The organism is Azospirillum aestuarii (assembly GCF_016632405.1).
In the GTDB taxonomy this organism is placed as follows: Bacteria; Pseudomonadota; Alphaproteobacteria; order Azospirillales; family Azospirillaceae; genus Azospirillum; species Azospirillum aestuarii.
In genome coordinates, this window is the sequence record NZ_JAEPIV010000028.1 from 58,887 (window position 1) to 71,254 (window position 12,368).

The 12,368-nt window shown below is 68.4% G+C and carries 11 protein-coding genes; 6 read left to right on the forward strand and 5 right to left on the reverse strand.

The window, feature by feature from the left end; all coding sequences use genetic code 11:
• Positions 1–60: 60 nt before the first annotated feature.
• Positions 61–435: a hypothetical protein gene (locus tag JJL56_RS27820; protein WP_247889607.1), complete on the reverse strand. Its 375-nt coding sequence runs from the start codon at positions 433–435 to the stop codon at positions 61–63.
• A gap of 218 nt (positions 436–653) precedes the next feature.
• Here JJL56_RS27820 and JJL56_RS27825 point away from each other — a divergent pair, with 218 nt between their 5' ends.
• The 3 genes from JJL56_RS27825 to JJL56_RS27835 are packed head-to-tail and all read left to right on the forward strand — an operon-like array spanning position 654 to position 5,644.
• Positions 654–1,370, forward strand: a complete 717-nt coding sequence (locus JJL56_RS27825) for a TetR/AcrR family transcriptional regulator (protein WP_145628115.1) — start codon at positions 654–656, stop codon at positions 1,368–1,370.
• Positions 1,360–2,556 carry an efflux RND transporter periplasmic adaptor subunit gene (locus tag JJL56_RS27830; protein ID WP_145628113.1) on the forward strand — a complete coding sequence of 399 codons (1,197 nt, stop codon included), beginning with the start codon at positions 1,360–1,362 and terminating at the stop codon, positions 2,554–2,556. Before JJL56_RS27825 ends, JJL56_RS27830 begins: the two co-directional genes overlap by 11 nt.
• A gap of 10 nt (positions 2,557–2,566) precedes the next feature.
• Positions 2,567–5,644 carry a MexW/MexI family multidrug efflux RND transporter permease subunit gene (locus JJL56_RS27835; protein WP_200487058.1) on the forward strand — a complete coding sequence of 1,026 codons (3,078 nt, stop codon included), beginning with the start codon at positions 2,567–2,569 and terminating at the stop codon, positions 5,642–5,644.
• A gap of 80 nt (positions 5,645–5,724) precedes the next feature.
• Here JJL56_RS27835 and JJL56_RS27840 read toward each other — a convergent pair whose 3' ends face one another.
• Positions 5,725–6,573 (reverse strand): SDR family oxidoreductase, encoded by an 849-nt coding sequence (locus tag JJL56_RS27840; protein ID WP_200487059.1) that lies wholly within the window; start codon positions 6,571–6,573, stop codon positions 5,725–5,727.
• A gap of 118 nt (positions 6,574–6,691) precedes the next feature.
• Between JJL56_RS27840 and JJL56_RS27845 the strand changes: the two genes are divergently transcribed.
• Positions 6,692–7,105 carry a winged helix-turn-helix transcriptional regulator gene (locus JJL56_RS27845; protein ID WP_145628106.1) on the forward strand — a complete coding sequence of 138 codons (414 nt, stop codon included), beginning with the start codon at positions 6,692–6,694 and terminating at the stop codon, positions 7,103–7,105.
• A 73-nt stretch (positions 7,106–7,178) separates the two neighbouring features.
• On the opposite strand, the gene JJL56_RS27850 is transcribed toward JJL56_RS27845, so the two are convergent.
• Positions 7,179–8,648 carry a catalase gene (locus JJL56_RS27850; RefSeq protein WP_200487060.1) on the reverse strand — a complete coding sequence of 490 codons (1,470 nt, stop codon included), beginning with the start codon at positions 8,646–8,648 and terminating at the stop codon, positions 7,179–7,181.
• A gap of 115 nt (positions 8,649–8,763) precedes the next feature.
• On the opposite strand from JJL56_RS27850, the gene JJL56_RS27855 reads away from it, so the two are divergent.
• Positions 8,764–9,699, forward strand: coding sequence for a LysR substrate-binding domain-containing protein (locus JJL56_RS27855; RefSeq protein WP_200487061.1), 936 nt, complete (start codon positions 8,764–8,766; stop codon positions 9,697–9,699).
• Here the strand turns inward: JJL56_RS27855 and JJL56_RS27860 are convergent.
• The gene (locus JJL56_RS27860) at positions 9,685–10,509 is read right to left on the reverse strand and encodes a TrmH family RNA methyltransferase (protein ID WP_200487062.1); all 825 of its coding nucleotides are present in this window, start codon (positions 10,507–10,509) and stop codon (positions 9,685–9,687) included. The two genes, JJL56_RS27855 and JJL56_RS27860, sit on opposite strands and share 15 nt — an antisense overlap.
• A 149-nt stretch (positions 10,510–10,658) precedes the next feature.
• On the opposite strand from JJL56_RS27860, the gene JJL56_RS27865 reads away from it, so the two are divergent.
• Positions 10,659–10,886, forward strand: a complete 228-nt coding sequence (locus JJL56_RS27865; protein ID WP_145628098.1) for a DUF1127 domain-containing protein — start codon at positions 10,659–10,661, stop codon at positions 10,884–10,886.
• 8 nt (positions 10,887–10,894) lie between these two features.
• On the opposite strand, the gene JJL56_RS27870 is transcribed toward JJL56_RS27865, so the two are convergent.
• Positions 10,895–12,055: a PQQ-dependent sugar dehydrogenase gene (locus JJL56_RS27870; protein WP_200487067.1), complete on the reverse strand. Its 1,161-nt coding sequence runs from the start codon at positions 12,053–12,055 to the stop codon at positions 10,895–10,897.
• Positions 12,056–12,368: the final 313 nt, after the last annotated feature.

Sequence of the window (12,368 nt, forward strand, 5' to 3'; positions counted from 1 at the left end):
TTTTCGGGAAATGCCGGCCCATGGCGCGCGGTGAAGGCGCACCTCGGGCATGGAGTCCGGTCAAACGGCCATGCGCGGTGGCCTGAGGGCCGGGGGCGGGCCGATTCCCTCCGGCAGCAACCCGGCGGACCGGAATGGCGCGGCGGCACGGGGCATCGGCGTCGGAAAGGCCGCCGTGGTGGCGATGCCCGACAGCATCATCGGGCAGGCGCCGCCGCAGGACAGCCCGTTCCTGCCCGCGCAGGCGTCGTCCGCCGGCGGTGCGTGGTCGGCATCGCCCATCCAGACGCCCGCGGTCGGCGTTGGAGCCGAGGATGCGGCATGGCCTTGAGAATGGGCGCCGGAATGGACATGCGCCCGCGCGGGGGACGGCGCGAACAGGGCCAGCGCGGCCAGCATCAGCAGCCCCGCCACCAGCAGCCTGATCGGCGCCATCCCGCCAAGGGTGCATCCACCCCGCGCCATCGCCGTTTCCCGTTCCTGCATCGGCCTCACAACGCACAGTCTCCACCTTCCAGCGGCGGGAAGGTCAAGCGCAAATTCGCGCTGACGCCAGCGGTTGTAGGGAACCCGCTCTGGACAGCCTGACCGCGCCATGATATCTCCAGCCCGAACGAAGTGAGTTAGTACTCACTTATGCAATAAGGTTAAACATGGGACGGCTGGACAACTCGGCCCGGCGCGCGGCGATCATCGACGCGGCCCTTCCGCTGTTTGCGCGCAAGGGATTCGCCGCCACCACGACAAAGGAGATCGCGCAGGCCGCCGGCGTGTCGGAAGCGCTGATCTTCAAGCATTTCCCAAGCAAGGCCGCCCTGTACGAAGCGATCTTCCACTCCTGCGTGGACGGGGACGAGGATCTGGCGAAGCTTCTGGCGATGCCGCCGAGCACGGAGACGCTCGCCGCCTATGTCCAGGCGATGGTGAGCTGCTACGCCAACGACCTGCCGAGCGACCGCGACGCCATGCTTCCCCGCTACCGGCTCTATTTCATGAGCCTGCTGGAGGACGGGGAGTTCGCCCACATGGTGCGCCGCTGGATGTCGGAGCACATCGCCCCGCCCTTCGTGGCCTCGCTGCGCGCCGCCCGCGACGCGGGCGATCTCATCCCCTCGGCCCCGGTGACGGAAAACGCCTTCTGGCTGGCGGAGATGCTGGGGTCCACCCTGGCCACCATTCACCTGCCGCCGACGCCGCTCGTCCCCTCCTTGGCCGAGCCGCGGCGCACCGTTCGCGACGCGGTCGCCTTCATCCTTCGCGGCCTCGGCCTGAAAGAGGAGGCGGTCGCCCTTTACACGCCATCATTGCATTGCACCCAATCAACAGAACCAGAATCGACCTGTTCGAGAGAGGCTGATCGTGACGAGTGACATCGACCATTCCGCTCACGCGCCAGAGCGGACCACCGCACGCCGTCCGGTCACCCGCGGACGGCTGGCGTTCCGGATCATCATCATGGCCGTCATCCTGGCCGTGCTGTTCGGCGGCCTGTACGCCTTCAACAACTTCCGGAACAAGGCCATCGCCGACTTCTTCGCCGGCAACAAGCCGCCGCCGACACCCGTCTCGGTCGCCGAGGCGACGGCGCAGTCCGTTCCCAAATACACCACCGCCATCGGCACCCTGACGGCCAGCCGGCAGGTCAGCGTGGCGCCGGAGGTGGTCGGGCGCGTGACCCAGATCTTCTTTGAATCGGGCGCCCGCGTGAAGGCCGGCGCGCCGCTGGTTCAGCTCAACGACGCTCCGGATCAGGCCGACCTGCTGGCCTATCGCGCCCAGGCGAAGCTGGCCGAGAACAACCTGCAGCGCGCCCGCAACCTGCTGCGCAACCAGGCCGGCCCGCAGGTCACCGTGGACCAGAACCAGGCCCAGCTCGACGAGGCCAACGCCAACATCAAGAAGACCGAGGCGCTGATCGCCCAGAAGCTGATCCGCGCGCCCTTCGACGGCGAGCTGGGAATCCGGCAGGTGAATGTCGGCGAGTATGTCAGCGCCGGCGGCCCCGTCGTCACGCTGACCGACCTCACCATCCTGTTCGTCGACTTCACCCTGCCCGAGCAGGCGCTGAGCCAGATCCGCGTCGGCCAGCCGGTGCTGATCTCCGCCGACGCCGCCCCCGGCGCCAACTTCGACGCGGCGATCTCGACCATCGAGCCGCAGGTCAGCCCGGACACCCGCGCCATCAAGGTGCGCGCCACGCTGCAGAACCCGGAGCGCAAGCTGCTGCCCGGCATGTTCGCCAACATCCGCGTCGTCCAGCCGCCGGCCCAGAACCGCATCGTCGTTCCGGAAACCGCGGTGGACTACACGGTCTACGGCGACAGCGTCTTCGTCGTCACCGCCCAGAAGGACGCCGAGGGCAAGGACGGCCATGTCGTCAAGCGCGTTCCGGTGAAGACCGGCGACCGCTTCGACGGCAAGGTGGAAATCCTCGACGGGGTGAAGCCCGGCGACCGGCTGGTCGCCTCCGGCCAGCTCAAGCTGAACAACGGCGCCGCCGTGGTGCCGACGGAAGCGAGCGCGCTGGTGCCGCCGCAGACCGTTCCGCGCAACTGAGGACCCGGCCATGTCATTCACCGACATCTTCATCCGACGGCCGGTCCTGGCGCTGGTGGTCAGCCTGCTGATCCTGCTGGTCGGCGTCCGCTCGCTGACGGATCTGCCGATCCGGCAGTATCCGGAACTGCAGAACACCGTCATCACCATCACCACCTCCTACGCCGGCGCCTCCCCCGACCTGATGCAGGGCTTCATCACGACGCCCATCGAGCAGGCGGTGGCGACGGCGGAAGGCATCGACTACATCACCTCCTCCTCCACCCAGGGGGTGAGCCTCGTCACCGCCTACATCCGGCTGAACTTCAACCCCAACGTCGCGATGACCGACGTGATGTCGAAGGTGCAGCAGGTCAAATACCAGCTTCCGCGCGAGGCCAACGACCCCGTGATCCTGAAGTCCACGGGCGAGACGACCTCCATCCTCTACATGGGCTTCGCCAGCCCGGAGCTGTCCGGCGCGGCCATCTCCGACTATCTGACGCGCGTGGTGCAGCCGCTGCTGTCCACCGTGTCCGGCGTCGCCGAGGCGCAGATCCTGGGCGGCCAGACCTTCGCCATGCGCGTCTGGCTCGACCCGGAGCGGATGGCCGCGCGCAACATCGCCGCCGCCGACGTGCGGGCGGCGATCCAGGCCAACAATTACCAGTCCGCCCCCGGACAGACGAAGGGCGTCTTCGTCGTCTCCAACATCACCACCAACACCGGCCTGACCGACGTCGAGCAGTTCCGGCAGATGGTGGTGAAGTCCAAGGACGGCGCGCTGGTCCGCATGAAGGACATCGCCCAGATCGAGCTGGGCGCGCAAAGCTCCGACGCCAGCGTGTCGATGAACGGCCAGCAGGCGATCTTCATCGGCGTCAACTCCACGCCGACCGGCAACCCGCTGACCATCGTGGAGGACATCCGCAAGCTGGTTCCGGAGCTGGAGCGCAATCTGCCGCCGTCGCTGAAGATGGAGATCGTCTACGACTCCACCCGCTTCATCCAGGCCTCCATCGACGAGGTGCAGAAGACGCTGCTGGAGGCGGTCGGCATCGTCATCGTGGTGATCTTCCTGTTCCTGGGGTCCTTCCGGTCGGTCCTGATCCCCATCGTGACCATCCCGCTGTCCATCGTGGGTGCCGCGACGATCATGCTGGCGATGGGCTTCAGCCTGAACCTGCTGACGCTGCTCGCCATGGTGCTGGCCATCGGCCTCGTGGTCGACGACGCCATCGTGGTGGTGGAGAACGTCCACCGCCACCTGGAGGAGGGAAAGTCGCCCGTCGAATCCGCGCTGATCGGCGCGCGGGAGATCATCGGGCCGATCATCTCGATGACCATCACGCTGGCCGCGGTCTACGCCCCCATCGGCTTCCTCGGCGGGCTGACCGGCGCGCTGTTCCGTGAGTTCGCCTTCACGCTGGCGGGGTCGGTGATCATCTCCGGCGTGGTGGCGCTGACGCTGACGCCGATGATGTGCTCCCTCCTGCTGACGCGGGACATGAACGAGGGCCGCTTCGCCCGCTTCGTGGACGGGACCTTCGAGAAGCTGTCCGGCTGGTACGGGCGGCGGCTGGCCGGCGCGCTGGACTTCCGGGCGGCGACCCTGCTGTTCGGCTTCGGCGTGCTGCTCAGCGTCGGCTTCCTCTTCGCCAACACCATGTCGGAGCTGGCGCCGGAGGAGGACCAGGGCATCCTGTTCGGCATCACCAAGGGGCCGCAGTACGCCAACCTCGACTATATGGACGCCTATGGCCGCCAGATGGATGAGGTGTTCACCCATTTCCCGGAGACCGACACCCGCTTCGTGCTGAACGGCCTGCCGACGCTGACCCAGGGCTTCGCCGGCATGATCCTGAAGCCGTGGGACGAGCGCACCCGCAGCGCCAAGGAGCTTCAGCCGCTGGTTCAGGCCGAGCTGAACAACGTCAGCGGCACGCAGGTCTTCCTGGTGTCGCCGCCGGCCCTGCCCGGCTCCACCGGCGGCCTGCCGGTGCAGATGGTCATCAACAGCCCCGGCGACTACCAGACCATCTTCAACGCCATGGAGCGCATCAAGACCGCCGCCATGGAAAGCGGCATGTTCATCGTCACCGACAGCGACCTGCAGTTCAACAGCCCGGTCGTCCGGCTGCACGTCGACCGCTCCAAGGCGGCGGACCTCGGCCTGTCCATGCAGTCGATCGGCGACACGCTGGCGGTCCTGGTCGGCGGCAACTACGTCAACCGCTTCAACCTGAACGGCCGCTCCTACGAGGTCATCCCGCAGGTGCCGCGCGACAAGCGCCTGACGCCGGAGACGCTGACCCGCTACTACGTCACGGCGGGCAACGGCGCGCAGATTCCGCTGTCCACCGTCGTCTCCATCGAGATGGCGACGGAGCCGAACGCCCTGACCAAGTACAACCAGCTTCCCTCCGCGACCTTCTCCGCGGTGCCGATGCCGGGCGTGACGATGGGTCAGGCCGTGGACTTCCTGGAGCAGAAGGCCCGCGAGATCCTGCCGGCCGGCTTCGGCCACTCCTACCTGTCGGAATCGCGCCAGTACGTGACCGAGGGCAACCAGCTCATGGTCACCTTCGTCTTCGCGCTGGTGGTGATCTATCTGGTGCTGGCGGCGCAGTTCGAATCGCTGCGTGACCCGCTGGTGATCCTGATCTCGGTGCCGATGTCGATCTGCGGGGCGCTGCTGCCGCTGTTCTTCGGCCTGTCCACCATGAACATCTACACCCAGGTGGGTCTGGTGACTCTGATCGGCCTGATCAGCAAGCACGGCATCCTGATGGTGGAGTTCGCCCGCGAGATGCAGATCAACGAGCGGGTGGACCGCCGCACCGCCATCGAGCACGCGGCCCGCGTCCGCCTGCGCCCGATCCTGATGACCACGGCGGCGATGGTGGTGGGCCTCCTGCCTCTGCTGACCGCCGCCGGCGCCGGTGCCGCCAGCCGCTTCTCCATCGGTCTGGTGATCGTATCGGGCATGCTGATCGGCACGCTGTTCACGCTGTTCGTCCTGCCGGCGGTCTACACCGTGCTGGCGAAGGACCACTACGCGGCGTCGGTCTCCCGCCGCGCGCGGGAGATCGCGGCGGCCTCGCAGTAAGGCCGGTCCGTCAGCAGCCGGTCCAAAAGAAGACCCCCTCGCCCTGCAAGGCGAGGGGGTTTTTTCTTTGCCGGCCCACCTTATCGGGGCAAAGCGGCGGCCACGGCGGCGGACAGCGGCGTGGTCGTGCGCCCGATCAGCGCCGACAGCTGGCGCCCGTCGTCGAACAGCGCGCCCTTCGACGCATCGACGTCCCAGGAGGCGATGCCCTTCGCGAAGGCCTCGGGAAGGCCGAAGCCGGCGAGAATGGCGGCGTAGTCCGCTTCCGGCAGGTTCCGGTAGGGGATGTCCTTGCCGGACTGGCGGGAGATTTCCGCGGCCAGGTCGGCCAGCGTCACCGCCTCGTCCCCGGCCAGCTCGTAGGTCTTGCCCTCATGGCCGGTGCCGGTCAGCACCGCCACCGCCGCGTCGGCGTAGTCGGCGCGGGTGGCCGAGGAGATCCGCCCGTCGCCGGCGCTGCCGATGAAGGCGCCGCCGGCCAGCGCCGCGCCGACCGAGCCGGTGTGGTTCTCCGTGTACCAGCCGTTGCGCAGGATCGTGAAGGGGATGCCCGACGCCCTGATGTCCGCCTCCGTCGCCCGGTGCTCCTCGGCGAGGCTCAGCGGCGAGCGGTCGGCGTGGAGCAGGCTGGTGTAGACGATCCGGCCGACGCCCGCCGCCTTCGCGGCGTTGACGACGTTGCGGTGCTGCGCCGCCCGTTGCCCGATCTCGTTCGACGAGATCAGCAGCAGCGTGTCGACGCCGGCCAGCGCGCGGGCGAGCGCGTCGGGATTGCCATAGTCGGCTTCGCGGGCCTCGACCCCCAGGTCGGCGGCCTTGGCGGGGGAGCGCACCAGGGCGACGATGCCGGAGGCCGGAACCGTCTCCTTCAGGCGGGCGATGACGAGGCGGCCAAGCTGGCCGGTGGCACCAGTGACGGCGATGGTCATGGTCGGGTGTCCCGTTTGCGGTTGGGTGGTGACCACCTACCTAAGCCACTTGCTTACTTTTCGTAAGTACGTACATAAATGTAAGTGTCAAGATTCCTTGTCGGGAGAAGGACGGGCCATGCCGGAGCCGGACGATGATTACACACCGCTGCCGCTGTCGGAGCGCATGCAGCGCGGCGACCTGATGGCGGCGGCCTGCCCGTCGCGGGAAGTGCTGAAACACGTCACCAGCCGCTGGGGCGTGCTGGTGCTGATCGCCCTGGAAAGCGGAACGCTCCGCTTCAGCGAACTCCGCCGCACCATCGGCGGGGTCAGCGAGCGGATGCTGGCCCAGACGCTGCAATGGCTGGAGGGCGACGGGCTGGTCAAGCGCACCGCCCACGACGTGGTGCCGCCCCATGTCGACTACAGCCTGACGCCGCTGGGGCGGGAGGCCGCCGAGAAGGTGCGCCTCCTCGCCGACTGGATCGAGTTCAACCTGCCGCGGATCGCCGAGGGCTGGACGAACCGGCAAAACGCCGCCGTGGACTGACCCACCCCACAAAAAAAGCCGCCGGACGCGAGGGGGGGCGCATCCAGCGGTGCCGCGTGTTCAGGCGTTGGGCTCAGCCGGCAACGGCCGCCTCTTCGGACGCCGCGGCCGCCGTCATCCCCAGCCGCTTCGCGATGCCCGCGCCATAGGCGGGGTCCGCCGCGAAGAAGTGCCTCAACTGCCGCCGCTGGATGAAGCCCGGCGCCTCCCCCAGCGAGTTGGCGATGTTGTCCATCAGCCGCTCCTGCGCCTCCGCCCCGATCAGGCGGAACAGCGCGCCGGCCTGGGCGTAGTCGTCGTTGCCCTCGCGGTGGTCGTAGCGGGCGGCGTCGCCGGCGATGCGCAGCGGCGGTTCGGCCACCGCGCGATTCTGCACCGGCCCGCCAAAGCTGTTCGGCTCGTAATTCGGGCTGCCGCCGCCGTTGCCGTCGAAGCGCATGGCCCCGTCGCGCTGGTGGTTGCGGACCTCCGTGGCGTGCGGTCGGTTGACCGGCAGCGCCTGATGGTTGGCGCCCAGCCGGTAGCGGTGCGCGTCGGCGTAGGCGAACAGCCGGCCCTGCAGCATCTTGTCCGGGCTGAAACCGATGCCGGGGACGACGTTGGCCGGGCTGAAGGCGGCCTGCTCGACCTCCGCGAAGAAGTTCTCCGGGTTTCGGTTCAGCACCAGTTCGCCGAATTCGACCAGCGGGTAATCGGCGTGCGGCCACACCTTGGTCACGTCGAACGGGTTGATGCGGTAAGCGTTGGCCGCCACCTCCGGCATGATCTGCACCGAGACGGTCCAGGCCGGGAAATCACCGTCGCGGATGGCGGCGAACAGGTCGCGGGTGGCGTGGTCGGGATCGACGCCGGCCATGCGCACGGCCTGATCCGCCGTGAAGTTCTGGATGCCCTGGCGGGTCTTGAAGTGATACTTGACCCAGAAGCGCTCGCCCGCCGCGTTGATCCAAGAGAAGGTGTGGCTGGAGAAGCCTTCCATGTGGCGGTAGCCGCGCGGCGTGCCGCGGTCGCTGAACAGAATCGTCAGCTGGTGCATCGTCTCCGGTGACAGCGAGAAGAAGTCCCACACCGCGGTCGGGTCCTTCAGGTTGGTCGCCGGGTTGCGCTTCTGCGTGTGGATGAAGTCCGGGAATTTCAGCGGGTCGCGGATGAAGAAGACCGGCGTGTTGTTGCCGACCATGTCGTAATTGCCGTCCTCCGTGTAGAATTTGAGTGCGAAGCCACGCGGGTCGCGCTCGGCGTCGGCGGAGCCCTTCTCGCCGCCGACCGTGGAGAAGCGCAGGAACACCTCCGTCTCCTTGCCCACCGCCGACAGGAACCGGGCCGCTGTGTAGGGCGTCACGTCCTTCGTCACCCGGAAGACGCCGTAAGCGCCCGCCCCCTTGGCGTGGACCACCCGCTCCGGAATGCGTTCGCGGTTGAAGTGGGCCAGCTTCTCGATCAGGTGGAAATCCTGCATCAGCACCGGGCCGCGCGGGCCGGCGGTCAGCGAATTCTGGTTGTCGGCGACGGGGATGCCGGCAGCGGTGGTCAGGGTGCTCATGGCTCAACTCCTTGCGTTTCTTATCGGTCGGCTCGTCCGCTTTGCCCTCTGGTTATCCCGCCGCGTCGTTGATATATCCAAGACATCGTTTCAAATGCTTCGATAGCTTGATCCTATGAATCTCGCCGGCCTGTCCCTTCGCGATCTGGAATATGTGGTGGCGGTGGCCGAGCAGCGGCATTTCGGCAAGGCGGCGGAGCGCTGCTCGGTCAGCCAGCCGTCGCTGAGCGCGCAGATCCGCAAGCTCGAAGACCTTCTCGGCATCCCCCTGTTCGAGCGGACGAGCCGCCGCGTGCTGCCCACCGCGCAGGGGGAGGTGGTGATCCGGCAGGCCCGCGTCGTCCTGGAGGAGGCGCGCCGCCTGCTGGCGCTGGCCCGCGGGACGGCGGGGGCCCTGCACGGTCCGCTCTCCATCGCAGCGATCCAGACGCTGGGCCCGTACCTGTTCCCCCATGTCCTGCCCGCGATGCGCCGGCACCTGCCCGATGTCCAACTCGTGCTGTCCGAAGGCCGCACCGACGGCCTGCTGGAGGAATTGCGCGAGGGGCGGCTCGACGCGGTCCTGCTCGCCCTGCCCGTCGAGGCCGAGGGGCTGACCTGCGACGCCCTGTTCTTCGAACCCTTCGTGCTGGCCCACCCCACCGGCCACCGGCTGGAAAGCCTGTCCTCCATCGCCCTGGCCGACCTCGACCCCGGCGAGCTGGTGCTGCTGGAGGAAGGACATTGCCTGCGCGATCAGGCGCTGGCCGCCTGCGGCGCCACCACACGCGGCATGCGCCACGCCACCGGGTTGGAGACGTTGCGCCACATGGTCGCCAGCGGCACCGGCTACACCCTGATGCCGCGGCTCGCCACCGGCGACGGGGAGGCGGCGACGGTGGGCGGTCTGGTCGCCTACCGCGACTTCCAGGGCGATCCGCCGGGCCGCACCATCGGTCTGGTCTGGCGGGCCAGCGACCCGCGCGCCGCCGGTTTCCGCGCGCTCGCCCGGAGCCTGCGTGACGCCACCCCGCCCGGCATGCGCCGGATCGACGGCTCAGCCGACCCCTGAGTCCGGTTCCGCCATGAAGGCGAGGTGGTGCAGGACGATCCCGCTGGTCGTGGCGACGTTCAGGGAATCGAAATCCGGCGCCATGGGGATGCGCACCGTCCGCGTCCGCGCCAGCACGGACGCCGGCAGGCCCGGCCCCTCCGACCCCAGAAGCAGCGCCGCCCGCTCCGGACGGCGTAGGCCCGCCAGAGTTACCACCCCCGCCGGACTCAGCGAGATCGCCGCGAATCCGTGCCGTTCCAACAGCACGACCGGATCGGTTCCCCCCGGAATGCGGACGAAGGGCACCCGCAGCACCGCCCCGACCGAGACGCGGATCGCCTTGCGGTAGAGCGGGTCGCAGCAGCCGGAATCGAGCAGCACCGCGTCCACCCCGAAGGCCGCCGCGTTGCGGAAGATGCCCCCCACATTGTCGTGGTTGCCGATCCCGCACATCACCAGAACGGTCGCCCGCGGTCCCAGCCCGGACAGCAGCGCGTCCGGCTCCGGCATCGGCGCCGCTCGACCCAGCCCGAGGATGCCCCGGTGCAGCGGGAAGCCGGCGATGGCGTCCAGCACCTCCTGCCGGGCGCTGTAGACCGGCACCCCCGCGGGCAGCGCCTCCAACATCGGCGCCAACCCGGCGATGCGCTTCTCGGCGATCAGCAGCGACAAGGCTTCGTGGCGCGAGGCGGTCAGCAACGTCCGCAGCACCACCGCCCCTTCGGCGATGAACCGCCCTTCCCGGCCCACGAGGTCGCGCTCCTTCACGTCACGATAGGCGGCGATCCGCGGGTCGTCTGGGTTGTCGATGGGAATGATCGGAGGCATGGACGCCTGTGTAGCGCCCCTGTTGCCTCACCGGAAGTCCGGAAAGCGCGGGGCCGGTGTGAAGGGCGCCACTTCCCCGCCGGCCAAAGCCCGCTAGACAGGACCGGCAACGCGGGGCGGCAGTCCCCGCCCGAACGGAGGAACCACCCATGCCGACCCTGTCCGCCGTCCGCGCCTTCGGCGCAACCCTACCGAAATCACTCAGCGCCGCCCTGCTGGGAGCCTGCCGCAGCCTGAAGGAGCGCCGGAACCGGCGGGCCGCGGTCGCCCCCGACCGCATCGATGACCGCCTGCTGAGGGACATCGGCGTCAGCCGCAGCGACCTGATGGCCGCCGAGCGTCTGAAGAAGCCGCACCGGCGCAACGAGGGCCGCTGAACCGGTTCTTACGATTTGCCCGCCGGGGTCACCCGCAGGATCTCGCCCCGATTCTCGTCGGTCAGCAGATAGAGCGCCCCGTCCGGCCCCTGGCTGACCTGCCGGATGCGCTTGCCCAGATCGCGGAACATGCGCTCCTCGTGCTTGACCTTGTTGCCGTCGAGTTCGAGCCGCACAACCTCCTTGGTCGCCAGCCCGCCGTTGAACAGGCTGCCCTTCCAACCGGGCACGGTGTCCGCCGTGTAGAAGGTCATGCCCGAGGAGCCGATGACCGGAGTCCACTGGTACACCGGCTCCTCCATGCCGGGCGCGCTCGACTTGCCCGTCCCGATCGGCGTCCCGTTGTAGTTCACGCCATAGGACACCACCGGCCAGCCGTAGTTCTTCCCTGCCTCCGGCACATTGACCTCGTCGCCGCCGCGGGGCCCGTGCTCGTTGATCCACAGCGCGCCGGTCTGCGGATTCAGCGCGGCGCCCTGGATGTTGCGGTGGCCGTAGGACCAGATTTCCGGCAACGCGCCGGAGCGGTTCACGAAGGGATTGTCGGCGGGCACCGAACCGTCGCGGTTGATCCGCACCACCTTGCCCAGATGCGAGTCGAGATCCTGGGCCTGCGTCCGGAACCGCTCCAGCGAGCGCTCGCCCAGCGTCACGTACAGATGGCCCTGCCGGTCGAAGACCAGCCGGGACCCGTAATGCATCCGGCTTTCCGCCTTGGGCTTCTGCGAGAAGATCACCCGGACGTCGGTCAGGGCGGTCCCGTCGGCGTTCAGCGCGCCGCGCGCCACGGCGGTGGAGTTGGTGCCATCCTCCGTTCCGGGCTCGGAAAAGCTGAGATAGACGAAGCGGTTCTGCGCAAAGTCCGGGTCCAGCGCCACGTCCAGCAGGCCGCCCTGCCCGCGGTCATCGACCTTCGGCACGCCCTTCACCGGGCCGGACACCGAGCCGTCCGGCGCCACGATGCGCAACCGACCATCCTTCTCGGTCACCAGCATCCGCCCGTCGGGCAGAAAAGCCAGTCCCCAGGGATGGCTGAGGCCGCTGGCGACGGTTTTCACCGACACCATCGCCTTTTCGGTTTTGAACACCTTGTCCACGGCGCCTGCGTCCGTGACGCTCAGGCAAGCCGCAAGAGTGGCGGCGGTCATCAGGGCGGCGGTTCGGCCCATGCGCATTCCTCGTCCTCCCGCATCGTCGCTGTCGATGGGTAGGTGGGGGCGCCACGGCCACGAACAAGACACCCGGTCCCACTTCACCCCCATTCCCCTCCCCCGCCTTCGGCGGGGGAGGGTTAGAGAGGGGGCCGTGGCGACACCCGGACACGACGAAAAACCGGCGCTTCCCGTTGGGGAAAGCGCCGGCCTTGTCGTTCATGAAGCCGATTGTCAAGCGATGCTGAAACCTTGTCCAAGCCGCGCCGGGCTGGTTTGGCGTGTGCCGTGGTGACCTGGCGGCGACCTACTCTCCCACGTCTTAAGACGC